General features: G+C 43.5%; 25 protein-coding genes. 13 read left to right on the top strand and 12 right to left on the bottom strand.

The annotated features are described in order from the left end of the window. Nucleotides 1-19 precede the first annotated feature (19 nt). Nucleotides 20-1,510 (bottom strand): AAA family ATPase, encoded by a 1,491-nt coding sequence (locus C8D97_RS02865; protein WP_109761833.1) that lies wholly within the window; start codon nt 1,508-1,510, stop codon nt 20-22. 179 nt (nt 1,511-1,689) lie between these two features. Here C8D97_RS02865 and coq7 point away from each other — a divergent pair, with 179 nt between their 5' ends. Then, nucleotides 1,690-2,328: a 2-polyprenyl-3-methyl-6-methoxy-1,4-benzoquinone monooxygenase gene (coq7, locus tag C8D97_RS02860; protein WP_109761832.1), complete on the top strand. Its 639-nt coding sequence runs from the start codon at nt 1,690-1,692 to the stop codon at nt 2,326-2,328. A 189-nt stretch (nt 2,329-2,517) separates the two neighbouring features. On the opposite strand, the gene C8D97_RS02855 is transcribed toward coq7, so the two are convergent. The 4 genes from C8D97_RS02855 to C8D97_RS02845 all read right to left on the bottom strand — a co-directional run bounded on the left by C8D97_RS02855 (nt 2,518) and on the right by C8D97_RS02845 (nt 4,405). Then, entirely contained in the window at nt 2,518-2,868 is a 351-nt protein-coding gene (locus C8D97_RS02855) for an outer membrane protein assembly factor BamB family protein (RefSeq protein WP_109761831.1), read from the bottom strand. Nucleotides 2,869-3,078: 210 nt separating this feature from the next. After that, entirely contained in the window at nt 3,079-3,252 is a 174-nt protein-coding gene (locus C8D97_RS18085) for a hypothetical protein (protein ID WP_170115114.1), read from the bottom strand. 47 nt (nt 3,253-3,299) lie between these two features. Then, nucleotides 3,300-3,818 carry a hypothetical protein gene (locus C8D97_RS02850; protein ID WP_109761830.1) on the bottom strand — a complete coding sequence of 173 codons (519 nt, stop codon included), beginning with the start codon at nt 3,816-3,818 and terminating at the stop codon, nt 3,300-3,302. A 182-nt stretch (nt 3,819-4,000) separates the two neighbouring features. Then, the gene (locus tag C8D97_RS02845; RefSeq protein ID WP_109761829.1) at nt 4,001-4,405 is read right to left on the bottom strand and encodes an OsmC family protein; all 405 of its coding nucleotides are present in this window, start codon (nt 4,403-4,405) and stop codon (nt 4,001-4,003) included. Nucleotides 4,406-4,543: 138 nt separating this feature from the next. Between C8D97_RS02845 and crp the strand changes: the two genes are divergently transcribed. The 6 genes from crp (at nt 4,544) to C8D97_RS02815 (ending at nt 12,994) form a co-directional block, all read left to right on the top strand. After that, nucleotides 4,544-5,179: a cAMP-activated global transcriptional regulator CRP gene (gene crp / locus C8D97_RS02840; protein ID WP_109761828.1), complete on the top strand. Its 636-nt coding sequence runs from the start codon at nt 4,544-4,546 to the stop codon at nt 5,177-5,179. Between the two features lie 427 nt (nt 5,180-5,606). Next, complete coding sequence (locus tag C8D97_RS02835) at nt 5,607-7,316, top strand: DUF4856 domain-containing protein (protein ID WP_109761827.1); 1,710 nt, start codon at nt 5,607-5,609, stop codon at nt 7,314-7,316. Between the two features lie 129 nt (nt 7,317-7,445). Next, nucleotides 7,446-8,714: an imelysin family protein gene (locus tag C8D97_RS02830; protein ID WP_170115113.1), complete on the top strand. Its 1,269-nt coding sequence runs from the start codon at nt 7,446-7,448 to the stop codon at nt 8,712-8,714. Nucleotides 8,715-8,794: 80 nt separating this feature from the next. Further along, complete coding sequence (locus C8D97_RS02825) at nt 8,795-11,044, top strand: TonB-dependent receptor family protein (RefSeq protein ID WP_109761825.1); 2,250 nt, start codon at nt 8,795-8,797, stop codon at nt 11,042-11,044. Between the two features lie 92 nt (nt 11,045-11,136). Further along, the gene (locus C8D97_RS02820) at nt 11,137-12,150 is read left to right on the top strand and encodes a sterol desaturase family protein (protein WP_170115112.1); all 1,014 of its coding nucleotides are present in this window, start codon (nt 11,137-11,139) and stop codon (nt 12,148-12,150) included. Nucleotides 12,151-12,235: 85 nt separating this feature from the next. Beyond that, nucleotides 12,236-12,994: a PepSY domain-containing protein gene (locus C8D97_RS02815; RefSeq protein WP_109761824.1), complete on the top strand. Its 759-nt coding sequence runs from the start codon at nt 12,236-12,238 to the stop codon at nt 12,992-12,994. A gap of 77 nt (nt 12,995-13,071) precedes the next feature. Here C8D97_RS02815 and C8D97_RS02810 read toward each other — a convergent pair whose 3' ends face one another. Together C8D97_RS02810 and rpe are read right to left on the bottom strand one after the other, a co-directional pair. Beyond that, nucleotides 13,072-13,680, bottom strand: a complete 609-nt coding sequence (locus tag C8D97_RS02810) for an anthranilate synthase component II (RefSeq protein WP_109761823.1) — start codon at nt 13,678-13,680, stop codon at nt 13,072-13,074. A gap of 162 nt (nt 13,681-13,842) precedes the next feature. Further along, nucleotides 13,843-14,523: a ribulose-phosphate 3-epimerase gene (rpe, locus tag C8D97_RS02805; RefSeq protein ID WP_109761822.1), complete on the bottom strand. Its 681-nt coding sequence runs from the start codon at nt 14,521-14,523 to the stop codon at nt 13,843-13,845. Here rpe and C8D97_RS02800 point away from each other — a divergent pair. The 4 genes from C8D97_RS02800 (at nt 14,522) to C8D97_RS02785 (ending at nt 19,115) form a co-directional block, all read left to right on the top strand. Continuing rightward, nucleotides 14,522-15,610, top strand: coding sequence for a zinc metalloprotease (locus C8D97_RS02800; RefSeq protein ID WP_109761821.1), 1,089 nt, complete (start codon nt 14,522-14,524; stop codon nt 15,608-15,610). The genes rpe and C8D97_RS02800 overlap by 2 nt on opposite strands. A gap of 159 nt (nt 15,611-15,769) precedes the next feature. Next, on the top strand, nt 15,770-16,582 hold the full coding sequence (locus C8D97_RS02795; protein WP_109761820.1) for a TatD family hydrolase: 813 nt from the start codon (nt 15,770-15,772) through the stop codon (nt 16,580-16,582). A gap of 60 nt (nt 16,583-16,642) precedes the next feature. Next, complete coding sequence (locus C8D97_RS02790) at nt 16,643-18,523, top strand: MFS transporter (protein ID WP_109761819.1); 1,881 nt, start codon at nt 16,643-16,645, stop codon at nt 18,521-18,523. 49 nt (nt 18,524-18,572) lie between these two features. Continuing rightward, nucleotides 18,573-19,115: an SRPBCC family protein gene (locus C8D97_RS02785; RefSeq protein ID WP_109761818.1), complete on the top strand. Its 543-nt coding sequence runs from the start codon at nt 18,573-18,575 to the stop codon at nt 19,113-19,115. 247 nt (nt 19,116-19,362) lie between these two features. Here the strand turns inward: C8D97_RS02785 and C8D97_RS02780 are convergent, their stop codons facing one another. From C8D97_RS02780 to typA, 5 genes are all read right to left on the bottom strand, one after another. After that, complete coding sequence (locus tag C8D97_RS02780; RefSeq protein ID WP_109761817.1) at nt 19,363-19,944, bottom strand: hypothetical protein; 582 nt, start codon at nt 19,942-19,944, stop codon at nt 19,363-19,365. A gap of 159 nt (nt 19,945-20,103) precedes the next feature. Then, entirely contained in the window at nt 20,104-20,547 is a 444-nt protein-coding gene (gene dtd, locus C8D97_RS02775) for a D-aminoacyl-tRNA deacylase (protein WP_109761816.1), read from the bottom strand. After that, nucleotides 20,519-21,496, bottom strand: coding sequence for a prolyl aminopeptidase (gene pip / locus C8D97_RS02770; RefSeq protein WP_109761815.1), 978 nt, complete (start codon nt 21,494-21,496; stop codon nt 20,519-20,521). Before pip ends, dtd begins: the two co-directional genes overlap by 29 nt. A 335-nt stretch (nt 21,497-21,831) precedes the next feature. Then, nucleotides 21,832-22,212: a hypothetical protein gene (locus tag C8D97_RS02765; RefSeq protein WP_109761814.1), complete on the bottom strand. Its 381-nt coding sequence runs from the start codon at nt 22,210-22,212 to the stop codon at nt 21,832-21,834. A 10-nt stretch (nt 22,213-22,222) separates the two neighbouring features. Continuing rightward, nucleotides 22,223-24,040 (bottom strand): translational GTPase TypA, encoded by a 1,818-nt coding sequence (typA, locus tag C8D97_RS02760; protein WP_210204832.1) that lies wholly within the window; start codon nt 24,038-24,040, stop codon nt 22,223-22,225. Nucleotides 24,041-24,260: 220 nt separating this feature from the next. On the opposite strand from typA, the gene C8D97_RS02755 reads away from it, so the two are divergent. Both C8D97_RS02755 and C8D97_RS02750 read left to right on the top strand, forming a co-directional pair. Continuing rightward, complete coding sequence (locus C8D97_RS02755) at nt 24,261-24,719, top strand: hypothetical protein (protein ID WP_109761812.1); 459 nt, start codon at nt 24,261-24,263, stop codon at nt 24,717-24,719. A gap of 154 nt (nt 24,720-24,873) precedes the next feature. Continuing rightward, nucleotides 24,874-26,874 carry a sensor histidine kinase gene (locus C8D97_RS02750; RefSeq protein WP_109761811.1) on the top strand — a complete coding sequence of 667 codons (2,001 nt, stop codon included), beginning with the start codon at nt 24,874-24,876 and terminating at the stop codon, nt 26,872-26,874. Nucleotides 26,875-26,876: the final 2 nt, after the last annotated feature.

Raw genomic sequence — 26,876 nt, 5'->3', positions numbered from 1 at the left:
AACTCGACTGATTAAGCGGTTAATTGGCAGAAATCGTTCGACCAGCCGCCCACTGCCGTAATTCACTCAGCTTTTCAGCCATAACAACCGACAAGGGTCGTGTGTTTTTAATTTCATCAAGAATGATAGCGGTTGTGAGTTTTTTATCTTGGCCATAACTGTGATACAAACCAGAAACTATCGCCTGTTCAATTTCAGAACCGGTAAAGCCTTCACAGGACAATGCCAGCTTTTCAAGATCAAACTGTGCTGAATTTAACTTTCGTTTTTCCAGATGAATGGCAAAAATTTCTTTACGAGAATTCACATCGGGCAGATCGACAAAAAATATTTCATCCAGACGTCCCTTACGAATCAGTTCTGGCGGTAACCGTGAAATATCGTTTGCAGTTGATACGACAAACACTGGCTTATCATTTTCTGCCATCCAGGTTAACAGAGTACCTAAAACTCGTTGCGAAGTACCTCCGTCATTGTTTTGTGTCGAGATACCTTTTTCTATTTCATCAAACCACAACACACAAGGCGCCATAAGCTCGGCCATATTGAGTGCTTCGCGTAAATTGCGCTCAGTTTCTCCGTGATATTTATTGTATAAAGTGCCAAAGTCGAGCCGTAATAATGGCACACTCCACATGCCCGCTACCGCTTTAGCCGCCAAACTTTTACCGCCACCTTGAACACCCACCAACATTAGCCCTTTCGGAGGATCAAGATCGATTTCATCCCGCCGATGAAACACAACTTCCCGTTGTTTTAACCAGCGCTTTAAATTATACAAGCCACCCACTTCAGCAAACTTAGACGTTTCGTACTCAAAACTCAGCACGCCTTCCATATTTAACAGTTCAAACTTTGCTTTATTGATCGCAGGCAGCTCGTCTTCGGTAATTGCACCATCATCGTTGATCACATTTCGGATCAAACGCTTGGCATCGGATAAGGTTAAACCTTGTAAATTATTAATCAATCTTTGCAAAGTACGACTGTCAGTTCTGACTTTCTGACCATTACGTTGTGACCATACTTTGGCTTCTTTGCGGATCAATGCGTCCAGCTGTTCTTTGCCTGGTAGCGCCATATCAAACCTCGATACAAAGCGTTTGATTTCTTCCGGGATCGACAGCTGATGAGAAATAAAGACAATGGTGTGGCCCAGTTCAGCCTGTTTCAATACCACTTCTTTTAGCAGTCGTACAACTTGTGGGGCATCCTCAATGTAGGGATGAAAATCGCACAACGCATAAATAGAAGGCCGCGGCACTGAAATAATATGTTTTAACATATGCTCTGGCGTTTGTGTTTCGGTCAGTGCATCAAAATCATCCAGCAACTCGGAACGCTTTAACCCATCCACCACGTCCCAGGTGAATAAAGGCTTATTAAAATCGCGGGCGATTTCTGATAAAAGATTAACAGCACGATTTTCTTCGTGCGTTTCAATGCCGATAATCGGATTGCGTGACTTAATTAGAATTTCCAGATCGTGACGATCGCTTTTTCCATTCATTGAATATACTACCTGATAACTGCTTAAACGAACCCGCTGGACAACATCGACATATTTGCTGCACAATTTGTATTTGTTGAAAAATGGCAGAGCAGCAAAATTAATCCCCAAAGATACACAGGCTCTATTATAATTGTGTAAGACTACCAAATTCGATGTAAATGCCCAAAGAATACTGTATGCGAAAACTAAGTTTTATCGATTCTCTATGCGCCAGTGCTGATAATGCACTGAGAACTCTGGCTGGTGGCTACCAAACCACCAACCGCCCATCACCGGCTGCGAACATCGAGCCCACCAACCTTAGCGCCGATGAGCAACGCCGTGTTGCTGGTATGATGCGGATCAACCATTGCGGCGAAGTCTGTGCACAGGCGTTATATCAGGGTCAGGCCATTACCGCCAAACTTCCCGAAGTTAGAGAAAAAATGGAACAGTCAGCGAAAGAAGAAAACGATCATCTGCACTGGTGCCATCAACGTCTCGATGAGCTCAATACCCATACCAGCTTTTTAAATCCGCTTTGGTACGCAGGCTCCTTTAGTTTAGGAGCTCTGGCAGGACTTGCGGGTGACCGCTGGAGTTTGGGTTTCGTTGCCGAGACCGAGCGACAAGTGGTTAAACATCTCGATAAGCACTTGCATCAACTCCCCAAAGAAGATCAACGTTCACGTGAAATATTATCGGTAATGAAAACCGATGAACAAGAGCACGCAACCGCAGCCTTAGAAGCGGGAGGCACTGAGTTACCCGATACCGTAAAAAGCGCCATGAGCTTAATGTCAAAAGTGATGACCAAAACCGTTTATTATCTCTAGTTCGCTTGTTTATTCTCGCGCTAGTTCTATTATCGAGAATTCAGTTGTCGAGAATACAGTTATTTGAGAATACAGTTATCCGCTCAAACAGTTTTCTATCAAATAGTTATCACTCACACTATTGTCTAACGCAGTGCTGACTATCGGCCTGACCGAACTCTTATTATTTTATCCTTTTCTTTTAAATTACTAAGTAGCCACACTGGTGGCAGCAACTGAAGCGGCAACCGCACCCGCTGAGGCAGCTTGAGCCTGGTTGGCAGCAATTACCGACGCCGCCTGTGAGTCACTGGCAATAATACAGCTGCCATACCCCATTCCCTTTAATTTATTTTCCCAAACGATGTCACCCCTATCGGTCGTTAAACAAAATAAATGACCGCCTGAGTAGGCAAAAATAAAATTGTCTTCAATATAGATGTTGGTGATCGCAGAGCTGGACTTTAAATGTTTCGACCAGATAACCTCGCCCGTTTTTTGCTCCAGACAAACAACGGAACCTTTAATGCCCAGATACAGTTTTTTGTTTGATTGACTCATTAAGATTCTCCTTCGTAATTTGTTTATGTCAGATGGCACTATCATTTTTAGCGTGTCATTGACCGTATAACACTTTGTGCAAGATGCTTATTAGTGAAAGCGACTAAAACCACACTGTGTCGATTTATTCCGTGCTTGATTTATTAAATTGTAGGATAGGTTATTCAGAATAATAGACTGAAGTTTGATTTTAGGCGCGATAACGAGCGCTTAAAGCGCCCGACGATAATTCCGAATGGTTTTGTTATTTTTCCCCAGGTGCCAGGAAACCAGAAAAGAACCGCCTTGAAATAACGAATAAATAACCGCCGCAACTGCACAGATATCGGTAGCTTGCTCTGGGAACACCAGTAACGATAAGACAAAAACGACTAAACCCACCATAAAACACTCCTCCCTTTTTGGTACGCAACACTGTTATTGCGCTATCCTCAGGTCGGCGTGTTTTGCTCCATAATTCGCATCAGCTCAATGAGTTGGCGAATTTTTGGTAGCCGTTTTTGCACGACTTGAGGATCATAACCTTCGCAGTCCTGTGTCACTGCCAAGCGTAAAAATCCTTCGATTAACCGAAACACTCTGTCTGTGACTCGACGTTCCAGTTGCTGCATTTGCTCAGATTCCGCTTCACCAGTCAGCTTAAAGCGTTGAGCAACCAGTTCAGCCATTGCTTCAGGGATCCATTCCAGCCCCAAATGCAGTAGCTGAGAATACTCTTCGTTGTTGGCTTCAAAATCCTGCACTTTCTCAATCAATGGCTGAATTAATCGCCGAAGCTCCAACTGAGCTTCCGAAAAACCGCCTACAGAATCTTGCCTCCGCCGCGCTTCAGTGATCAAAGCGCGTAGTTTTTCACTGGGTGACTCGGCGCCTTCTATTTCCAACGACGCTAAAAAATCAGCATCGTCATGAGACACACGGACACTTAATGGAACCGTTCGGCCCGTCATTGTATGACTCCGTCTTTTTTGCAAGCTTGCTTGAAAACAAGTGTATTCAATTGAATACACATTGTCAACAATTGATTTTCAACAGTCATATGCCTATTTATCCGCACTGAGCTAACATTTTCATTAAAAGCCCTTGGAGCTATTTACATGCATATACAGAATGCATACATTTGCATTCAATTTTAAGACGCACTGTCTCGTATTTCAAAACTGTGCTCAATATCAACATTGCCTTTAAGCATTAAAGACACAGAGCAGTACTTCTCCATAGACAGATCACACGCCCGTTTTACCTGCTTTTCTGATAAGTTATTGCCACTGATCACGTAATGCGCCTTAATTCGGGTAAACACTTTTGGATCCGTTTCCGCTCGTTCCGCTTCCAGTTCGCAATAGCAGTCGGTGACATCTTGCCGTGCTTTTTGCAAAATCATCACCACATCGATTGATGAACACCCACCAACGGCCTGCAACACAACCTCCATGGGTGATAGATGCTCGCCATCACCACTGAGTGCTAACTGACGGCCCGAGTCACTGTGCCCTAAAAAATTTAAATTACCCTGCCACTCTACTTTTGCCTTCACTTCGCATCTCCAATACAGATATTTAATACAGTTAGGTAAGCTGTTGATTTAATTATATCTACACCCGAATATCAACTTTATGCTAAAGTTAATACAGCTTGTTCGAACAACTGACAATTCAAAGAAAAGGCATTTTGTATGTCACTACCCCGATTTATTGCCAAAGATGAAACTATGGAGTGGTTTATTTCTCACTGCCATAGGAGACGTTACCCTGCCAAAAGCACCATCATTTATCAGGGCGACAAGTCCGAATCCCTTTACTTTATTCTTGAAGGTTCAGTCAGTGTTGTCATTGAAGACAACGATGGTCGCGAGTTAGTACTGGCCTATTTAAATGCTGGCGATTTCTTCGGTGAAATGGGGTTATTCGACGGCCAGGATGTTCGTAGTGCCTGGGTTAAAGCCAAAGCTGAAAGCGAAATAGCTGAAGTGGGCTACCCTAAATTTCAGCAACTGGCGGCAGAAAATCCTGAAATCCTGATGCGTCTCTCCGGTCAAATGGCATTACGATTACGTAATACCAGCCAGAAAGTTGGCGACCTGGCATTTATGGATGTGACTGGCCGAGTTGCGCGCACGTTACTCGACTTATGCAAAGAACCCGATGCCATGACCCACCCGGACGGCATGCAAATTAAAATTACCCGTCAGGAACTCGGACGCATTGTTGGCTGTTCCCGTGAAATGGTTGGCCGAGTATTAAAAGTGCTCGAAGAGCAAGGTCATATTCATGTGAAAGGTAAAACCATGGTGATCTTTGGTGCTCGCTAAGCGAGCGCCAAATATCTACCGGTTACGCCACTCCATTCACCACTTTCCAATACTACCTATCTGAACTCGATAATATTCAACTTTATTATCTGTCCCTGATCATTCCACTTACAAAGAGCTCCAAATACATACCAGCAACCTTTAACTCCATCACTAATTCATATAATTACGAGATATAGCTACGAATAATAACTAAATAGTTAATGGATTGAGCGAGCCTATTTAATATCTAAACTGAATCTCCTGGTTAATATATCCTATTGATTTTGATGTGATTTATTACAGATAAACTCCCAATGCAGACACGAGCCATCCCGATAATCAGAAGCCCTTAACACAAATGCTAATAAGATTGATTTTCATTTGCAACTGATCTATTATTCGCATCCACAGCTCAACTAGAATATAAATTAACCAGGAACTCGTAATGAAACACCTAAATAGCAAGCAATTAGTCGCTTCTGCAGTGGCGGCAAGTCTATTTGTTTTAACCGGATGCGGTGGCTCTTCCAGTGAAGGCAACAGTGCTCCTACCGATATTCAGCTTTCAGCTACTTCAGTTGACGAAAACAGTGCAGGCGCAACCATTGGCACCCTTTCAGCCGTGGATGTTAATGCCAACGATACCTTTACTTTTACAACCAGCCATGAAGACTTTGAAATTTCTGGCTCCTCTCTAAAACTTAAAGACGATGTTGCTTTAAACTTTGAGAAAACAACCGATGTAGACGTTAGTTTGACTGTAACGGACAACAGTGGCGCCAGCTTTAGCAAAACTGTTTCAATCGCCGTTAATGATTTATTGGATACCTATAAGTTCTTCAATAACGATAACGTTTCTTCTGTTTCTTACTCGGGTCAGATCACACGTCATGTGCTAATTGCCGAATTAAATCAGTACATCGGTGGTGAACTTCAGACTGATCTGGAAACGGGCGCATTAACCACCCGCCAGGCAGTAATGGACAAGCTAAACTCTTTCTATCAAATTTCAGATGAAGAGTATGATCTTATTGCCGATACCTTTGCGGTTGATTTTATTGAAGCGTCTGAGCAAAGCAACTTGCGTCAATTATCTAACTCAAGTAAAGACTTGAACGGTAAAATTGCCGGTAATGATGCACTCGGTCAACATAAAGACTGGAACAATGGCGAGTTTGAAGGTTGGGGTGCTAAGGGTTCAACCACACCACACGGTCTGGTTCAAATCTTCTTTGGTATGCTTGCCGATAATGCCGAAGTTTACATCAACGGTAATACCCGCAATGACTTCAATGGCAACCCAATCACCAAAATTTACCTGACCGAAGATGGCCGTGATTTAAAACAGTTGATCCAGAAGTTTTTACTGGGCGCCGTTGCCTTTTCGCAAGGTGTTGATGATTACCTGGACAATGATACTGACAGCAAAGGCCTAAGAACCACCAACATTCCGGCAGACAAAGACTACACAACTCTGGAACATCAGTGGGATGAAGGTTACGGTTACTTTGGTGCCGCTCGTGACTATCTTGAATACACTGACGATGAAATTGCCGGCAAAGGCGGTCGTGATGCATACAGTTCAGGACGCCATGACAGCAACAATGATGGATTGTTTGATCTGCTATCAGAAGTTAACTTTGGTAACTCGGTCAACGCTGCGAAACGTGATCGCGGTACCGCATCACACACCAGCCCAACCGACTATTCCACAACCGCTTTCAATGCACTGTTAGCAGGCCGTAAGATCATTAACGACAACATTGGTAGCGAACTGACCGATGCGCAAATGAATGATCTACTTGCACAACGAGACATTGTGGTTGAGTACTGGGAAAAATCGATTTCTGCAACTGTGGTTCATTACATCAATGACACACTGGCAGACTTAAATGCTTTAGAAACAGCAGACTTCAACTACGATGATCTGGCAAAACACTGGTCAGAAATGAAAGGCTTTGCGCTTAACCTTCAGTTTAACCGGTTCTCACCATTAACCGATCAAGACTACGCATTGCTACACACTCTGATGCAAGACGCTCCTGTTGTAAGTCCCGAAGCGGATTTAGAACAATACAAAGCCGACTTGCTACAAGCGAGAGATATTTTAGAAGCCGCTTATGGTTTTGATAGCGAGCACGTTGCTAACTGGTAAATCTCGTTTGAGCTTTCTAACGGAAAGCCACAGATGAACGCAAAAAGGTTAAGTGGTAACACTTAGCCTTTTTGCGTGTTGATAATGGGTCGTTTTTTCAAAGTTTTAGCTAATTGGATCGCATCAAAAATGAATACAAGCAAGTTTTTACAATCGATTACCGTTGCTGTTTCATCAGCACTAATACTCAGTGCCTGCAGTGATAGTGTACAAAGTACTGCCGGTGAAGATTTCAATTCCGGAGGTGGCAACAATGGCGGAACAACAACATTCAATGAAACCGCACTTTTGTCGAATCTGACCAATAATGTAATTACGCCAGCCTATTTAAATTTTGAAACGCTCGCCAACCAACTTCACCTGGCCGTTGATCAATACTGCAGCGTAGAAACGTCATTTAATAATGGTTCAGCCACTGCGGCAGAACGCGATAATGAATTAGCGGCGGCACAACAATCCTGGCACAACTCCATGGAACAATGGCAAAAAATAGAAGTGATGCAACTGGGGCCGTTAATTGAAAATCAGAGCCTGTTACGCAATCAGATTTATTCCTGGCCCGTCACCAGTACCTGCGCCGTGGATCAAGATGTTGTTTACTTTAATCAAGGAAGCATTAACGGCGAGCCCTACAACATTGCCAACCGGGTTGCTACCCGTCGCGGCCTCGATGCTCTGGAATATCTGTTATTTAATGAAAACCTTGAACACTCCTGCTCTTCAACAACCGCCCCTGATGGCTGGGATAATTTAACCAGTGCAGAACGCAGACAACAACGCTGTGAATTTGCGACAGAAGTTGCCAGCGACATTGGCCAAAGTTCACAAATATTACTCAATGCATGGGATGGCGCCAATGGTTATGCCGCCTCATTGTTGAACGCCGCCAATGAGCCGGGCAGTGACTTTGCCAATGCGCACGAAGCGGTTAATCGCGTATCAGACGCTATGTTTTATATCGACAGCGTCACTAAAGATGGCAAACTGGGCGTTCCACTTGGGCTGTTTGAAAACGATTGTCAGCAGTCACTTTGCCCACAAGATCTTGAATCACAATTTGCCTATCAATCTCTTGAGCATATCCGCAACAACCTGATCAGTTTAAAAAGCTTATTCACCGGCGAAGTCAACAACTCAGAAGACACCACCGGCTTTGATGATTACCTGATTGAAGAAGGCGCGACTATGACAGCCAACAATATGCGAACAGCGATAGATGCAGCCATTGCAGACGTCGAAGCCTATCAGCAAAACTTGTCTTTGACGCTTCAAAATAACGATGCTCAGGTTCGTGAAACACATCGTAAAGTAAAAGCCATTACCGATCAGCTGAAAACCGATTTTATTAATCAGTTAGCGCTAGAATTGCCAGCAACATCGGCGGGTGATAACGATTAAAAGCTCAACACTGCAAATAATTATTGCGCAAAACAATCTTATTTAACGTTTTATTTAGGGTGCCTTAACCGGTCAAATTTATGATAAAAACGAACACAACTTTCTCTCGCACAAGTTTACTTACCGCTGTGGTAGTAATAGCAACAACGGGTCTGTCGCAAGAGCAAAAAGGCGACGAAAAAAAATCAGACAAATACAGTGAACGAATGCTGATTGTCGGCAAAGCCAAAGGGTTAAATACCGAAGCCGGATCGGCAACAGTGATTGACGAACAACAACTGGAAAAATTTGAGTACGACGATATACATCAAATTTTAGCGCAAGTTCCCGGTGTCAACATTCGTGAGGAAGACGGCTTTGGCTTACGACCAAACATTGGCTTTCGTGGTGTAACGCCCGAACGAAGTAAAAAAATCAATATTTTAGAAGACGGTATCTTAATTGGCCCTGCGCCTTATTCGGCACCAGCCGCCTATTATTTTCCCATGGTGAGTCGACTAAGTAATGTCGAAGTTTTTAAAGGGCCTGCGGCTATTTTATATGGGCCGAATACAGTAGCAGGTACATTAAACTTACAAACCCGTCAGGTTAGCGCCTACGACGAAGGCATGGTTGATGTTGCCGTCGGTGCCGACGGTTATCAAAAAGGCCACGCCTACATAAACGAGTCCAGTGGAAACTTCGGTGTATTACTCGAAGGGTTAACCGTAAACAGCGATGGTTTCAAACAACTTGATGGTGGTGGTGATTATTCGAAAGGTACTGGATTCAGCAAAAACGATTTTATTGGCAAGCTTCGCTATAACCTTGATTCTCACGACTACAACCAAGTTATCGAAATTAAATTGGGCTACAGCGATGAGCTGTCCGATGAAACCTATCTCGGATTAACCGATCAAGATTTTGCAGCCAATCCCTATCGACGTTACGCCGCCTCTCAATTAGGTCAAATGGACTGGACGCATAATCAGTTTCAAGTAAATCATTTTTTATCCGGTGATAGCTTTGATGTGATTACAAGGGTTTATCGCAATAACTTTGAACGCGCCTGGCGCAAACTGAATAATTTCAATAACCAAAAAAATCCGGCAACAAGACGTTCATTACAACAAATTCTTCAATCGCCAACCGATAGCTTCAACGCCATTTATTATGAAGTGTTATCAGGACAGAGAGACAGTGAAGAAAGTTACGAACAATTATTAATTGGCACCAACGATCGCGAATTTTATTCGCAAGGTATTCAATCGGATGCGAGCTGGCAAAGTGACCTCTGGGGATGGGAACATCATTTTAAAGTGGGTGTACGCTTTCATGAAGACGAAATTCAGCGCTTTCATACCGAGCAAAGCTTTAACATGGTATCCGGTAACCTGGTGAGCACTGGCAACCCGGTGCAGTTGACGACGGCCAATACCGAACGCGCCGAAGCCTGGTCATTGTATTTGCAGGACACACTGGCCTGGGATCAATGGGAGCTGACTCTGGGTGTTCGTGGTGAATTAATTGACAGCTATTACCAGAATAATCTGGAAGGTAAGGAACTCGACTGGTTAAAGAAAACCACCGAAGTATGGCTGCCCGGCGTCAGTACTTTCTACTCCATCGATAACAACTCGGGCGTGTTTGCCGGCGTTCATCGTGGCTTTATTCCAACCAGTCCACAACAGTCTCCTGAAATAGCTATTGAAGAAAGTGTTAATACAGAACTGGGCTATCGTTTCGCTAATAATGGCACCCGCTTTGAAATCGTCGGTTTCCTCAGCGATTTCGAAAACCTGAAAGAAAGCTGCACCGCCTCAACTGCATCCAATTGTATTAACATCCTTGATCAAGAGTTCAACTCAGGCAACGCTAAAGTCAGTGGCGTTGAGTTAAGTTATTCTGATCGTCTATCGATCAGCTCAGACTTCGATATGCCGTTCTCGGTAATTTACACCTATAATAATGCAGAGTTTGAAGAAGCCTTTAACTCCGATTATGCCATGTGGGGTGAAGTAGACGCCGGCGATCCGATTCCGTATATGCCGGAAAATCAGCTCACACTCACTGCCGGAATGGAAGCCAATCAATGGCGCATCAATCTACTGGCACGCTATACCAGTGAACTCTATGAAGCCGCAGGCGATGGTGTGACATTGTCTGGCGTTAGTACCGAACCTATGTGGATCACCGATATTTCTGCAGCCTATGATTTTATCAATTCCGGCAGTCTTTATTTTAAGCTGGACAATGTGTTCGATGAAAAGACCATAGTCAGCCGACGCCCCTATGGCGCAAGACCGAATAAACCACAACAATGGTTTATGGGCTATAAATACCGCTGGTAACGCATTATTTATACTTTGCAAAATACAAATGTGGCGAATAGAGCGAGCTGGTATTAAACTAACCATGAGCTTTAATCGCCACTTGAGTCACCATGTCAATATTTGAACCTTTGAGCAATAGCCTTTATGAGCTGAGTCAATATCTATTTGACGCAGGTCAGCGTATTTTTGCCCTCTACCTGATAGGCGCATTAGTACTGGCTCTGGTGGTTTACCTGCTTCGAAAAGAATCATCTTCCTTTCGCGGATTTATAAAGTTTCTGTTTCCCCGAAAAATTTGGTGGGCACCATCGGCGCGTCAGGATTATGTTTTATTGGTGGTCAACAGAATCATACGCGGAGTTTTGCTGGCCCCGGTAATTTTAACCATGGTGCCCATTGCTCTGGCGCTTACCGAAGTGCTTGAGTGGGCGTTTGGCCCAATTGTCCCCATATCGGAAACAACATGGATCGTAATGAGCAGCTTTACTGTGCTGCTGTTTGTTCTGGATGATCTGTCGCGATTTATATTGCATTTTTTATTGCACAAAGTTCCGTTTCTCTGGGAGATCCACAAAGTCCACCATTCGGCAAAAGTGCTTACCCCACTAACCATTTATCGATCTCACCCCATTGAAAACTATCTGTTTGCCTGTCGGCTGGCGGTCGCTCAGGGCGTTGCGGTTGGAATTGGCTTTTATTTATTTGGCACACAACTGTCGGTTATTGAACTTGCCGGAGCCAATATTTTTGTTTTTGTTTTTAATGTGATGGGTTCAAACTTACGTCATTCACATATCTGGTTATCCTGGGGAAAACGATGGGAACACTGGTTTATCAGTCCGGCGCAACACCAGATCCATCACAGTGACAACCCCAAACATTTTGATCGCAACCTGGGATCAGCACTGGCGATTTGGGATCGAATGGCCGGAACATTAGTGCTTGCTCATGGCTGTGGGCGTATACGTTTTGGTGTCGGGAAAAACTTTACCGAGCACGACACACTGACCGGTTTATATTGGAATCCTTTAAAAGCTTCGGGAAAAAAATTATATTCCATGTTTTCTCATAAAAAAGTTCATCAGGATTCAGCACCTCCCAACACCACTCATCAACTCGATTAATAATATAGTTCTCAATTGCTTTATACTCAAAATACCATGTTCCTAATACTTCTTGGTTTCGAATAATAAGCAACAAGGATCTTAAATGAAAAAAAATCCGCAAGAACAACATCCTGAAACGAAAAGGTTATTAAGTCCCCTCTATCGTTTGATCGCAATTATCTGCGTTTTTTTACTGGTTATATTGACGCTTACCGAACTGATTTTAAACAATGCTGAATCACTCGGTTTATCGAAATCTTATGTGAAAAATGAATGGCTGCTCAACCAATATAATATTAAGCCACCACAGGATTACAACAGCTTTGTCGTAGGAGCAGATTACATTACTGCCTCAGAAGGTTCTTTATACTTTAATCATCAGGTTTCGAACAATAATATTAGCGGCTTAAAAGGAGCTGCAGCTTTAAATAATTTTATTGTGGCAGTAACATCCAGTTCACTGTTCTTATTTACTCTGAACGGAGAGTTAATTGATCAGAAATCTCTTCCTAAAGAAAAAATTGGTACCGTAAACGGAATAGCCGTAGAAGGGGAGCAGCTCATTATAGGAACCAATCGCGGAATGTTTGCGGCTTCTGAGAACTTTGATAGTTTTAATAGTATTAACTTTTTTAAAGCCCCTGAATGGATAACCAACGTTAAACTGCCAGAGTCACATTGGCAAACATTACAACAAAACATTCGTGGGCAGGCATTAAATTGGGAGCGGGTATTAATCGACATTCACAAAGGCCGACTGTTTAGCCCTTTAGGCCCCTGGGTTATGGATGCCGCCGCGATTTTATTTTTACTGATGGCGATTAGTGGCATTTGGCTTTGGACGCGAAAGAAACGATGGTAGTTGCTAGTGGTGCGCAAAATGCGCACCCTACTAACACTACAAACATGCGCTTATATTTAAAGCGTGACAACAAATCCTTAATACCCCAAAAAATTCTGCAACAACTGGTGTCCATGCTCACTTAATATCGATTCAGGGTGAAACTGTACGCCTTCAAGCTGCAGCGTTTTATGTTTGATGCCCATAATATAGGTTTGATGTTTATTGTTTTTATTTAAATTTCTGTCGCCTGTTTGCTGGCAAATACTCCAAGCGGTGACATCAAAGCAATCTGGCAGTGTATCGTTATCAATCACCAGTGAGTGATAACGTGTGGCTTTGAATGGATTGCTTAAACCACGAAAAACGCCCGTTGATGTGTGGTGGATATCGGATGTTTTACCGTGCATCACTTCATCAGCACGGACAATCGAAGCACCATAATGTTGGGCAATGGCCTGATGCCCCAAACAAACGCCGAGTATAGGGATTTTTCCGGCAAACTCACCGATCACCGATAAAGAAATACCCGCTTGATCGGGACTGCAGGGGCCGGGTGAAATCACAATTTTTTCCGGCGCCCATTGCTCAATTTGTTGCAGCGATGCTTGATCGTTTCGTACTACTTTTATCTCGGCCTTTAACTGCTGGAAATATTGCACCAGATTAAAAGTAAACGAATCGTAATTGTCGATCATCAACAACATGGCTATCTCACGCTCAGACGGGCAGCAACCGATGCAATTGACGTGTTGTTCGTTTGCTTGTCAATTGCATGTGGCTTATAAAAGCTTAACTATATGGTTTGAAGCTATCCAATATAACTATCGAACTTGTAATTATCCAACTTGTAACGATGCGTTTTGTAATTATGCAGTTTGCGATTTTGCAATTTCTGAGCGCATGGTTTGGATGGTTGACTGATAATCATCGGCGTTAAAAATAGCGGAACCCGCAACAAAAGTATCGGCACCGGCGGCAGCGATATCGGCAATGTTATCGGCTTTAACGCCGCCATCAATTTCTAATCGAATATCACGCCCCGATTGATCAATAAGCGCGCGTACCTGGCGCAATTTATCCAGCGTATGCGGAATAAACGATTGCCCACCAAAACCGGGATTCACCGACATCAGCAACACCATATCCAGTTTATCGAGCACATACTCAAGATGATTTAATGAGGTCGCCGGATTTAAAACCAGACCCGCTTTACATCCATTATCGTGGATCAACTGAATGGTGCGATCCACATGTTCCGAAGCTTCCGGGTGAAAAGAGATATAACTGGCACCTGCTTTGGCAAAGTCAGGAATAATTCTGTCCACTGGCTTTACCATCAGATGCACATCGATGGGCGCCTTGATACCGTAATCACGCAATGCCTGGCACACCATGGGGCCAATGGTTAAATTGGGTACGTAGTGATTGTCCATCACATCAAAGTGCACCCAGTCAGCACCGGCGGCAAGGACAGTTTCAACTTCTTCACCCAGTCTGGCGAAGTCAGCAGATAATATGGATGGCGCAATGACAGGCGTTTGTTGCATGGTTCAATCTCACAGTTTAAAAAAGAATGGTATATTCTACGTTAATTCGTTTCATTACCCAATAAATCGGCTGTTAATGCGCAAGTTGCTTTTTCTTATTATCACCGCCTGTTTTCTGCCCCTGTCAGCAGCGGTGATAACGCCAGACAAACGATGGCCCAATGGCTCAACACTCACCGTGTGGTTTCTCGACGGCACACCTGACATGCAACATATTGTTAAGCGTGCGGCGACAACCTGGAGCCGGTTTGGCAATATTTCCTTTCGATTTACTCGGCAAAAACCAGACAATGGCAGTCACCTACGTATTTCCTTTAGCCGTTACGATGGCACCCGTTTTGGTGCTCACAGCGATATCCATGACAATACAGCCACCATGTATCTCAATAGTTTGGCTTCCAGTCACCTTTCTGATGATTACAAAAACCGTATTGCGCTGCACGAACTTGGTCATGTACTGGGTTTCGAACACGAGTACCGCCACCCACACTGGCCTTACGGTAATCACTGGCTGAAGCAACAACAAGTCAGTTGTCAGCAACGTTTAAGCGACGAAGTAAGCGATGCCAAATCTCGTTGTGAGTCTGTCAATCGTCCGCTTGATGCGCACACCAGCTGGTGGTTCCCCTATGATGATCACTCTATTATGAATTACCCCACCGAGGCAAAATGGCTCGAAGACCGATCGCACGATTTGGAGCCCACACTAAAGCTATCTGCACTGGATAAAATTGCTATGGCGGCGAGCTACCCATTTGCTCATCATCAATACATTCAATCAACATCCTTGCCGGATAGCGATTCTCTATTAACCAATAGCATCTCCTTTATCAATCGCTGCCCTTATCCGGTGACTGTGCGTTTTAAAGCGACGCTTTCGAGTCAATCAAACAAGCTAACCAGTCTTTACCTTACCCACCTGCAGCAAAGTGACCAGTATCAGCTCGTCAGTCCATCACTGCATTTTAAAGCTCTTACCAATAACGGCCTGCACCAATGGTCAGACGATGGTGATTACCTGCATTACGACATCAGCCACTGGCAGGGCAATCATGCGCAAATTCCACTCTACTGCAGCAATAGCTAACTGAGCCTACTCAATACCGAGTTTTTACTTGCAGCATGGACTGGGCAGTGCTTCAATAGCAGTGAGCTACTGCTTAATGGATATAGAGCTGCAGACAGGGCGAATATTTGTTGCGCCAGTGCAGCGTTGCACCACAATAATAAAACAGGGGACTCCTGCATGAATATCTGGACGGATATTTGCGTCAACCTGACCAACAGCCGATTTAGCAAAGACAGTGATGAAGTTATACAACGCGCCATAGATGCGGGCGTGTCTCGTATGGTGCTGGCAGGTACCGATCTTGATCACTCCAAACGCGCCGTTGAACTTTGCGAAAAATATCCGATGCATTTGCGCTGTACCGTCGGCTGCCACCCACACGATGCCAAGGAAATGGACGATGAAAAATGGCAGATGATGGAGTCTCTCTACGCATCCCCTTTTGTGGTTGCCGTTGGTGAATGCGGCCTCGACTTTAACCGTAATTATTCTGAGCCCAATCAACAAATAAATGTATTTACCACCCAGCTTGAGCTGGCCTGCAAACATCAATTACCGGTTTACCTGCACGAACGCGATGCCCATAACGAAATGGTCAGCATATTGCACCAGTACAAAGCCAAGCTGAATAAAATGTTATTGCACTGCTTTACTGGCGACGAAGAACAACTGCAAGCCTATCTTGAGCTGGATATGTACATAGGCATTACTGGCTGGATTTGTGACGACCGGCGAAATCAGTCGCTGCTTGATGCTATCGAATTGATCCCGAATGATCGATTAATGATAGAAACCGATGCGCCCTTTTTAATGCCGAAAACCATTAAAGCCAAATCCAATCGTAATGAACCTTGCTATCTCCCAGAAGTTTGCCGCCGAGTAGCAGAAGCGCGCAATATTGATCACGAAATTATTGCGGCAATTACCACACTGAACAGCGCAACTTTTTTTGATTGGCCTGTGGATTTAAGCGCGGTAAAAAAATCCTAAAACTATTAACCTCTACATAGGTCTTATAATTTAACTACGCATTAGCTATTTGGAGAAGCTATGTCTGGCAGTCAGTTTCAATTATTAAAACAAAAACGATTCTCACCTTTTTTTATTACCCAGGCACTGGGCGCATTTAATGATAATGTTTATAAAAATGCTTTATTTATTTTGTTTGCCTATCAACTCTCCAGTGGTGCTGCCGAAGATGTAGGATTACTGATAAACCTATCGGCAATTATATTTATTTTACCCTTCTTTCTCTTTTCTGCTACCAGTGGACAACTGGCAGAAAAATACCCTAAGTTTCTGGCCATTCGGCGAATAAAGCTATTAGAAATAGGCATTATGCTACTGGCGTGTGTTGGCTTTTATTTACAAAGCATTCCATTTTTATTGCTTATTTTATTTTTGATGGGACTTCAATCAACTCTGTTTGGCCCAATTAAATACGGCATACTTCCGCAGTATCTACAAGAAAAAGAGCTGGTAGGCGGTAATGCTTTAATTGAGATGGGGACCTTTTTAGCCATACTGATTGGCACTATTGTCGGTGGTAATTTAATTGCCATTGATAATTTTGGACCCGCTATTGTTTGCATAGTTATTGTTGCCATTGCTATTACAGGTTATTTAAGTGCACGACGTATTCCAAGTGCAGAAGCCGTTGCCCCTCAACTGACAATTAACTGGAACCCTGTTACTGAAACTTGGCGTACCTTTTCATTTATGACCAAAAACCGAACGGTATTTCTGTCGGTACTGGGTATTTCATGGTTCTGGTTTTTTGGCGCCACCATACTGGCGCAAATACCCACATACGCCAAACACACCTTGGGTGGAGAAGAAAGTGTTACTACGTTGCTTCTGACCTTCTTTTCATTAGGCATTGGTATTGGCTCACTTATTTGTGAACGATTGTCTGGTCGAAAAGTTGAAATAGGATTGGTGCCTTTAGGCGCCTTTGGAATGACACTGTTTAGTATAGATTTATTTTTTGCCAATCATGCAACAGGCGCATTACCTGAGTTATCCGCATCAGAGTTTTTGCAACACTGGAGCAACTGGCGCGTATTAATTGATGCCAGTCTTATAGGTGCATTTGGCGGCTTGTTTATTGTGCCGTTATACGCCTTGATCCAACAGCGATGTGATCGTCAATACCTTTCACGTGTCATCGCCGGGAATAATATTCTAAATGCATTTTTCATGGTTTTATCTGGCACTATGGCGATGATATTAATTTCTTTCAATGTCACTGTGCCAGAGATCATTTTAATCACTGGCGTTTTAAATGTAATTGTTGCAATTTACATTTTTACTCTGGTACCAGAATTTATTATGCGCTTTCTGGTGTGGATTATGGTTAATACCCTTTACCGCATAAAACTGAAAGGACTGGATAAAATTCCTGAAGAGGGAGCCTGTGTTCTGGTCTGCAACCATGTCAGCTTTATGGACGCGTTAATAATCGCTGGGTGTTGTCGTCGCCCGGTTCGCTTTGTTATGGATCACCGGATTTTTAAAACACCGATTCTCAGCTTTATTTTTAGAACTGCCAAGGCGATACCCATAGCATCGGCTAAAGAAAACCCCGAGCTAATGAATCAAGCGTTTGATAAAGTTGCCGAATATCTGGAGGAAGGGGAAGTGGTGTGTATATTCCCCGAAGGAAAAATTACATCAACCGGTGATATGCTTCCGTTTAGAGGCGGTATTGATAAGATTATTCAGCGCACACCGGTACCGGTTGTTCCCATGGCATTAAGCGGTTTGTGGGGCAGTTTTTTCAGTCGCAAAGATGGTCCTGCCATGGGGACCATTCCGCGAAGATTCTGGTCAAAAATTCGTTTTACCATTGCCGAGCCTGTACCGGCTGATAAAGCAACATCAAACTATCTGTTTAACAAGGTATTTGAACTAAGAGGACAAACACCTTAGTAAACAACCGTTTTTACAAAAAATATTATAATAATATCGAGTGTAACTTATGAAAAAAATAATTCGAACCATACAGGTTTTGACGGCGCTGATTTTAATTTTCTTTAGCATTGGTGCTTTTATAGAAGAATTTGATTACCAAACAGAAACCTTGGTCAATGCAGATCGAAACACAACCTTCGCTGTTTTTAGCGATCCGAGTAATACCGCCAAGTGGTTACCCGGTTTTATTCGGTTTGAGCCAGTGAAAGGCGCGCCAATGACCGAGGGCAGTCAGTGGAAGTTGGTCATGATTCATAACGGAGAAGAAATGGAAATGCTTGAAACCGTCAATACCATTGTACCCGGTAAGCAGTTTTCCTTTACCTTAGAAAACGAAATGCTTGTTAACGAAGTGGATATTCACTTTAAGCAACAACAAGATAAAACACTTATTGTGTCGAACAACACCGTTAAACCCAAAGGTTTGTTTTGGCGTTCACTGTTGCCCTTATTTAAATTTTCAATGGAAGGTCAAACCAATTACAGTTATCAACAACTGGCTAACCTGGTGGAGCAACAAAGTGCCCCGACAAAAGCAACTCAGGAATAAAACAGATAACTAAAGCAGCACTTAAAATATGCTGCTTTAGCCAATATGATAGTTGTTTTATGAAAGTTCTTTAGATGTGAATCTTTAGAGTAATCTGACTTCTTCAGATTGTATTAGAAGCTATGTCAAAAATGGCTGTGATGATACAGCGTTAAACTTCGACTCAAAATATTTTTTTACTGTGTGTAAACACTGCTTTCTCGAACCTGCCTTGTCTCACCTTCGCTCGCTACTTTTGAGCAGTCTTCTAGTCTTTATTAAACAAACCTTTTATTTTTGACTTCCAGCCTGACGACTCAGCTTCGTCAGATTCATGATGAGGATCGTTATCCGCACTTATGCTGTCACTATTCGATTCTAGGTCGTCTTTTTTCGAGACTATGTCGTCATTATCAGACTCAAAAGACTCATCGGGTAAAGACGTATGCTCTGAATGGGCACTGACGTGTTCTTCATCGGAAACGGATGCGGATGACCGCTGTGGAGCGGCTTGAAAATCTGACTCAATATCCTTTGCAACGTAGGACGCTTTTCCAGTTACACTTTTTTCAGCTTCTTCGTCGGTAGGCTCAAGGCTCCAGCTGTCATGCAGCGCATTTTTTTGTTGCTCAAGGATCACCAAAGCGCCACGCTTTTCAATCGCTTGCTTATATTGTTGCGCCACGGTTTCTTCAACATTTTTTTTCACGGCAACCGGCGCTTTATTCAGCAATGCATCTATCTGCTGCTCACTTTTTTTAAATAACTTAGACAGTGCAGCAACAACCTCAGCTTTTTCCTGACTCAGCTCGCCACTGAGTAACACATCATATTGTGCCGGTAGCGACATAATACAATCTCCTGACAAATAAATTTTTTTATAATTAATAGTATTGTTTGAACGGACGGAGGTTATTTAAACCACCGTTCAAAATATATAGAAGCTATCTCAAACAAATGAAACCCTAATCAGTATACTTTGATCTCTTCTAGCACTATTTAACTAGCGCTAAGGATCCACCTGTAACCAGAAAGTAACCGGGCCATCATTGCACAGAGTCACCTGCATATCGGCACCAAATACGCCCGTAGCGACCGGATTATGTTTCGCCCGACAGACTTCAACAAACTGTTCAAAACGCTGCTGACCCACATCTGGCGTTGCCGCAGAGCTAAAACTGGGACGCATACCTTTTTCAGTTGAAGCCGCCAGAGTGAACTGTGGTACCAATAACAAGCCGCCACCGATCTGTTGTAAATTTAAATTCATTTTACCTTCAGCGTCAGAAAAAATACGATAACCGAGCAATCGTTCCGATAAGCGTTTTATTTGCGCTTCCGAATCGCCCTTTTCCACACCAATTAGTGCCATTATCCCTTGGTCGATGGCACCTACCGTTTCTCCGTCTACCACGACGTCGGCGTTAGTCACTCGCTGAATCAGAGCAATCATGGGTCACTATTTTATGCATTTCTTTAGCGGCACGAACCAGGGCGTCGGTTATGCCAGGATCAAGGTTGGCGTGACAAGCGTCACGAATGATGTGAAGTTCGGCCTCCGGCCAGGCCTGTTGCAATAACCAGGAACAGTCGAGCGGGCAAAGTAAATCGAATCGCCCATGCACAATAATGCCGGGCACATCGCTTAACTGCTCACAATGTTGCAACACCTGATTCGGCTCAATAAAACAATCATGACGAAAATAATGCGCCTGGATCCGGGCAGTGGTACTGGCAACATGGGGATCATTAAAACGCTTAAGCCAGGCACTGGAATGATGCAACAGGCTACTGCGCGCATACCAGACGGCCCAACTCTTTGCCGCCGACATACGGGCCAGATCATCGTCGCCTTCCAGTCGATCAGAAAATACTTTAAGCAGATTTTTGGTATCACTGGCGTGCAGCGACTGGGTGAACTCTTCCCAGTAATCGGGCACCAGCCTTGGAACACCGGTTTCAAATATCCAGTCGATATCTTGCTGACGTCCCAGAAACACACTGTGCAGTATTAGCCCCAGAGCACGCTCCGGATATTTTTGTGCGTACAACAACGATAAGGTTGCGCCCCAGCCGCCGCCAAATACAACCCAACGATTAATTCCTAATTTTTCGCGAATGGCTTCCATGTCATCCAACAGATGTTCGGTGGTGTTTTGCGCTAAAGGATTTTTTGCTTTCGATAAGCCACAGCCGCGCTGGTCAATTAAAATAATGCGGTATTTTTCAGGATCAAAAAAACGACGGTGATAACTGACCGACCCTGTCCCCGGTCCTCCGTGCACATAAACAACCGGAGTACCATCTTCGGAGCCACTTTCTTCGTAGTAGATTTCATGGCCGTGTCCAACATCCATATGATGCTTGGCATAGGCTTTAATTTCCGGGTATAAGAGCTGCATATCTCTCCATAACACTCTGTGTGCGTATCAATCGTTGATGTGACAATGCCTTAAAGCGTTTCACTAATGTTAGCACGCAAATCTCGCAAATAGCGGATCCCGAACAAAATATCTCACTATGTGAACTTGATCGATAAAAACCAGAGAATGAAATGGAGGTCTGCATAAATACGAGATTTATATGAAAAGAATGGAACTTGTCTTACAAGGAATTGCACGACAGGCTTACAGATTATTATTTGTTCAGTCCCTAAAATGTGTAGTGTCAATCTCCTACCTGCAAATATTGACACAATTACCGGCCTCCCTGGCCGGTTTTTTTTGATTCTATGAAATTACTGACTGTCTGAAGATTGCTCGCTGGATGGTTTAGGATTTTCGATCTCTTCCTGAACCACGATAACATAACCTTCTGGGATGGCTTTGGGATCCAGCCCCTGAGTCACCCGAACCTGATCGTAGGCCAGCTGCACACAATTTCGAGAATCATCAATCGCCATACAGCGATTGTATTCTTTTCTTAATGACGTCATAACCGACTCCGCTTTTGGCGGTTCGATATAGCCAAACAACATGCGAGTCACATTAAGCGGTGTCACCGAAGAGTCGCTGGCACAGGCAAACAGTGTCAAACTCACTAACACACTGAACCCCGCTTTAAGACCTAAGCCGGTTTTAGTGTTCGCAGTACTCAATTGCTTGCCAAATAACGTCATAGTTTCTCCTTTAAGATGACTGACGTGAGGCGCGTTTGCGTTCGTGCTCCTTTAACCACTTCTTACGGATACGAATACTGCTCGGCGTCACTTCAACCAGTTCATCATCATCAATAAATTCAAGTGCCTGTTCTAAGGTATACACAATCGGCGGCGTTAATACCAGATTCTCATCAGTACCAGCGGCACGAACGTTGGTTAACTGCTTACCTTTTAATGGGTTTACCGTTAAGTCGTTATCGCGAGAGTGGATACCCAGCACCATACCTTCATACACTTCAAGACCATGGCCAAGGAATAATCGGCCACGTTCCTGCAGTGCAAACAGAGCGTAACTCAAGGCTTTACCCTGACCATTACTGATCAAGACACCATTATGGCGCTGTGCCAACGCACCCGGAATAGCCACGTCGTAACGTTCAAAGGTGTGATATATCAAACCCGAGCCCGACGTTGCGGTTAAAAACTCGGTTTGAAAACCGATTAATCCGCGCGATGGAATAATAAAGTCGAGACGAATTCGACCTTTGCCATCCGGCACCATGTTTTGCATTTCTGCTTTGCGCTCACCCAGTTTTTCCATAATGGAACCCTGGTGCACTTCTTCTATATCGATGGTTAAATTTTCATAAGGTTCCATTAATACGCCATCGATTTCGCGCATAATTACTTCTGGTCGCGAAACCGCAAGCTCAAATCCTTCCCGTCGCATGTTTTCGATCAGTACCGATAAATGCAACTCACCACGACCCGATACTTTGAATTTATCCGGATCATCGGTTTGCTCAACGCGTAATGCAACGTTGTGGATAAGCTCCTGCTCCAGACGCTCAAGAATTTGACGTGAGGTTAGAAACTTTCCTTCTTTACCAGCAAACGGCGAGGTGTTGACCTGAAACGTCATGGTGACGGTAGGCTCATCAACCGTCAGAGCAGGCAATGCTTCAACCGCATCCTGCGCACAAAAGGTATCAGAAATTTTTGGTGCATCAATACCGGTGATGGCGACAATATCGCCAGCAGTGGCTTCAGTTACCTCTGAGCGCTCAAGTCCCATGTAACCAAGAACCTGACCTACTTTGCCTTTTCGGGTATCGCCGTCACGATTAATAATAGTGACCTGCTGATTCGGTTTAACGCGTCCGCGCTTAATTCGGCCAATCGCAATCGCGCCCACATAGCTTGAGTAATCAAGCTGAGAGACTTGCATCTGGAACGGGCCGTCCAAATCCACCGCTGGTGGTTCAACAATATCGACAATCGCCTGAAACAATGGCGTCATATCGCCTTCAGTGGTTTCTGGATCATCACAGGCAAATCCATTTAATGCCGAGGCGTAAATAACCGGAAAGTCCAACTGCTCATCAGTGGCACCCAGACGATCGAATAAATCGAAAACCTGATCCATAACCCAGTCAGGACGCGCACCGGGTCGATCAATTTTATTGATCACAACGATTGGCTTTAAGCCCTGTGCAAAAGCTTTTTGGGTCACAAAACGCGTTTGTGGCATGGGACCGTCAACCGCATCAACCAGTAACAGTACCGAATCAACCATCGACATAATGCGTTCCACTTCACCACCAAAGTCGGCGTGTCCCGGCGTATCAACGATATTGATACGATAATCGCTCCAGCTGATGGCGGTGTTTTTAGCCAAAATGGTAATACCACGTTCTTTTTCCAAATCGTTGGAATCCATTACTCGCTCGGTTGGCTCAGCACGATCCGACAAGGTTCCGGACTGCTGCAGTAACTTATCAACCAGCGTGGTTTTACCATGGTCAACGTGGGCTATAATGGCTATATTTCTTAACTTCTCTATCACAGGACTTCTCTCATAAATTTCGAGGCGCGTATTATACGTGTTTCACACCGGAAAGGTGACTTTTTATTCACCAATTTGGTAATTAGTACCTAAGCGGCCGCAAAGGTAACACCCTTGCCAAGGCGTTCACAAACCTTTGCAGCCATAAATGGCAATATAAACAACAACCTAAAACCTGACTTTATGTTTTAATGGAACGGTCAAAAGTGGAGATTTACACATGAAACAACTTATTTTTTCTTTTATTTTGCTATGTTTATTCAGTCCTTTAACCTTCGCAGCCAACTTTAACACGGGCGACAAACAGATTGATCGATGGTTGGTCAATATTGACTATGTCGCCCGTAAAGATCAGATGCAGGCAGTAAAAGAACTGGCAAAACAATTCAAAGTATCTGAAAAAAAAATCATGAGATCGCGTATGAACCTGGAGTTATCGGTGGCCGATCTTTACGCAGTATTAGCCATTGAAAAAGCCACAGGTGATGATTGGGATAAAATTATAGAAAGCTTTATACAGTACCGTCGCCAAGGACTGGATGAAATATTAAAACTGGCGGGCATGCCCCCTCACAGTAATGAATTTAAACAGTTTAAGGCTCTTATTCAACAAGGCGCTCCAAAAGAAGATTTAGAAGCCGACAGTCGTAATATTTTTAAGAAAAAAAGCAAACCCTAAGCTCTATAAATACTAAACTAGCGGGATAGATAAATTAATCTATACTTATCAAAGTGTTAAATACTATCTGTCTCGCAGTGCTCAGGCTAAATATCAAACCATGATGCTGCGCTCATTAACCTGACTATAAAAATATAGACACAAAACCGCAGCCATGGAATTCAACTGGAGCCTAAAAAGTAAATTTTTATCCTTAACCCTTTTACTGGTAACGATTACCTCGTTAACCACAGTGGTAGTTGTTTCCTTTCAACTGACCGATCAACTGACCAATCAAAAATACAACGAGTTGCACCAGAGCTTATCCTTTATTTCCAGCAGTCTGAACAAAGACATCAAACAACTCACTGAAGACGCCCATATAATCGCCAACTCGCGACTGATAAAAAGCGTGGTTGCCAATAACAATAATATCGATAGTTTTTTAAGTTTAATTGAACAAGAAGAATGGAAAGAAAGCCTTACGGTGTTGTTCAACCAAATTCTGGCCGCTAACTCACACTACTTTAAAGTACGTTATGTTCGCTATCAAAAAGGCACCAATTTACCCAGTGCCAAAGAGTTGCTGGTGATAAGACGACAAAATAATAGTGTTATACAGTTGCCTGATGATCAACTGCAGGAAAAAATTCACCGCGGCTATATTCAAAATGCATTATCATTAAAACCCAACCAAACATTGTTATCTGAGTTGTCATTAAACCGTGAATTTGGTGTTATTAGCGAACCTAAAACAGCCACATTACGGGCGGTTGCACCAATTTTTCATAAACAAAAGTTACATGGCTTTATAATTATCAGCATGGATGTCACGCAAATGTTTCATCAGCTGACACAAATTATTACGCCTCCTAAACAGTTTTACGCATTACGCTCTGATGGTTATTACTTTCACCATCCTGATAACGAACAAACTTTTTCTTTTGAATTTAAAGACAAAGCCCAGTACACCCTACAACAGGATTTTACGGATAGCGAAGCACTGATTACTGTTCCCAAACAAATCAATCGAGAAACGGTTTACAAAACCGATAAACAAAAAATGGCTATAGTAACGGAACAGGTTTTTTTTGATTCGCTTAATCCACATAGATATATGCTTCTGGCACTTGTTCAGCCATATCAAGAAATTGATGAAATTACACAGAACATTAATATCAGCTTGTTAACCACTGGCTTTATTATTGCGCTTATTGCTGGTGCCACAGCCTTCTTAATGATGCGGACGCTAGCACAACCAGTAAAACAATTACTCAATAGCATGAAACAATTTGGCGATATTCAACAAGTTGGTGCTCTTCCTGTTCAGCGTCATGATGAGCTGGGCGTACTGGCACGACATTTTCATAAAATGTCGTCCGGCATTAAACGGCAAACTGAGCAGCTTAATCAGGAAATAAAAGTAAGACGGCTCACTGAAAGTCGCCTGAAAAAACAAGAAGTTGAACTAAAACGTAGCAATAGTGAGCTGGAAAAATTTGCTTACGTTGCTTCCCACGATTTACAGGAACCCTTACGAAAGGTTCAGGCCTTTGGCGATCGGCTTGCAGAACGGATGGCCGATAAACTGGACGACAAAAGCTTCGACTATTTGAGTAGAATGCAGCAGGCTGCCAGCAGAATGAGTCAATTAATCAGCGATTTGCTGGCTTTCTCTCGAGTAGCTACACGAGGGCGCCCTTTTACCCAACAGTCTATCGATAACATTCTTGATGGTGTGCTCTCTGATCTTGAAGTCGCAATTGAACAATCTAACACCCTCATTAAGCGAGAACCTTTACCAGAGCTCAGCGTTGATGAAGGACAGTTTCGTCAATTACTGCAAAACTTGGTGGGTAATGCCATCAAATTTCGACAACAAGATAAGCAGCACATTGTCAACATTTGGTCTAAACTTAGTCAAGATAACTCTAAGGTTTGTATCTATGTCAAAGACAATGGTATTGGTTTCGATCCCAAATACGCGGATCGCATTTTTGAAGTATTTCAGCGACTGCACGCCCGCAGCCAATACGAAGGCACAGGAATTGGTCTAGCCATTTGTCGGAAAATTGTTGAACGACATGGCGGAACCATTGATGTTATTAGCCAGCCCGGTGAGGGCGCCGAGTTTATTATCGAGTTACCAATACAATGGAATAGAGAGGATTTGTAAGT

It is taken from the genome of Pleionea mediterranea (assembly GCF_003148745.1).
GTDB classification, from domain to species: domain Bacteria; phylum Pseudomonadota; class Gammaproteobacteria; order Enterobacterales; family Kangiellaceae; genus Pleionea; species Pleionea mediterranea.
This window is presented reverse-complemented; position numbering and strand designations above follow the sequence as displayed.

Excerpts from the sequence above, each read along its gene's own strand:
- C8D97_RS02865 (WP_109761833.1), bottom strand. The coding sequence starts at position 1,510 with ATGAATGGAAAAAGCGATCGTCACGATCTGGAAATTCTAATTAAGTCA.
- coq7 (WP_109761832.1), top strand. The coding sequence starts at position 1,690 with ATGCGAAAACTAAGTTTTATCGATTCTCTATGCGCCAGTGCTGATAAT.
- C8D97_RS02855 (WP_109761831.1), bottom strand. The coding sequence starts at position 2,868 with ATGAGTCAATCAAACAAAAAACTGTATCTGGGCATTAAAGGTTCCGTT.
- C8D97_RS18085 (WP_170115114.1), bottom strand. The coding sequence starts at position 3,252 with ATGGTGGGTTTAGTCGTTTTTGTCTTATCGTTACTGGTGTTCCCAGAG.
- C8D97_RS02850 (WP_109761830.1), bottom strand. The coding sequence starts at position 3,818 with ATGACGGGCCGAACGGTTCCATTAAGTGTCCGTGTGTCTCATGACGAT.
- crp (WP_109761828.1), top strand. The coding sequence starts at position 4,544 with ATGTCACTACCCCGATTTATTGCCAAAGATGAAACTATGGAGTGGTTT.
- C8D97_RS02835 (WP_109761827.1), top strand. The coding sequence starts at position 5,607 with ATGAAACACCTAAATAGCAAGCAATTAGTCGCTTCTGCAGTGGCGGCA.
- C8D97_RS02830 (WP_170115113.1), top strand. The coding sequence starts at position 7,446 with ATGAATACAAGCAAGTTTTTACAATCGATTACCGTTGCTGTTTCATCA.
- C8D97_RS02825 (WP_109761825.1), top strand. The coding sequence starts at position 8,795 with ATGATAAAAACGAACACAACTTTCTCTCGCACAAGTTTACTTACCGCT.
- C8D97_RS02820 (WP_170115112.1), top strand. The coding sequence starts at position 11,137 with ATGTCAATATTTGAACCTTTGAGCAATAGCCTTTATGAGCTGAGTCAA.
- C8D97_RS02815 (WP_109761824.1), top strand. The coding sequence starts at position 12,236 with ATGAAAAAAAATCCGCAAGAACAACATCCTGAAACGAAAAGGTTATTA.
- C8D97_RS02810 (WP_109761823.1), bottom strand. The coding sequence starts at position 13,680 with ATGTTGTTGATGATCGACAATTACGATTCGTTTACTTTTAATCTGGTG.
- C8D97_RS02800 (WP_109761821.1), top strand. The coding sequence starts at position 14,522 with ATGGTTCAATCTCACAGTTTAAAAAAGAATGGTATATTCTACGTTAAT.
- rpe (WP_109761822.1), bottom strand. The coding sequence starts at position 14,523 with ATGCAACAAACGCCTGTCATTGCGCCATCCATATTATCTGCTGACTTC.
- C8D97_RS02795 (WP_109761820.1), top strand. The coding sequence starts at position 15,770 with ATGAATATCTGGACGGATATTTGCGTCAACCTGACCAACAGCCGATTT.
- C8D97_RS02790 (WP_109761819.1), top strand. The coding sequence starts at position 16,643 with ATGTCTGGCAGTCAGTTTCAATTATTAAAACAAAAACGATTCTCACCT.
- C8D97_RS02785 (WP_109761818.1), top strand. The coding sequence starts at position 18,573 with ATGAAAAAAATAATTCGAACCATACAGGTTTTGACGGCGCTGATTTTA.
- C8D97_RS02780 (WP_109761817.1), bottom strand. The coding sequence starts at position 19,944 with ATGTCGCTACCGGCACAATATGATGTGTTACTCAGTGGCGAGCTGAGT.
- dtd (WP_109761816.1), bottom strand. The coding sequence starts at position 20,547 with ATGATTGCTCTGATTCAGCGAGTGACTAACGCCGACGTCGTGGTAGAC.
- pip (WP_109761815.1), bottom strand. The coding sequence starts at position 21,496 with ATGCAGCTCTTATACCCGGAAATTAAAGCCTATGCCAAGCATCATATG.
- C8D97_RS02765 (WP_109761814.1), bottom strand. The coding sequence starts at position 22,212 with ATGACGTTATTTGGCAAGCAATTGAGTACTGCGAACACTAAAACCGGC.
- C8D97_RS02755 (WP_109761812.1), top strand. The coding sequence starts at position 24,261 with ATGAAACAACTTATTTTTTCTTTTATTTTGCTATGTTTATTCAGTCCT.
- C8D97_RS02750 (WP_109761811.1), top strand. The coding sequence starts at position 24,874 with ATGGAATTCAACTGGAGCCTAAAAAGTAAATTTTTATCCTTAACCCTT.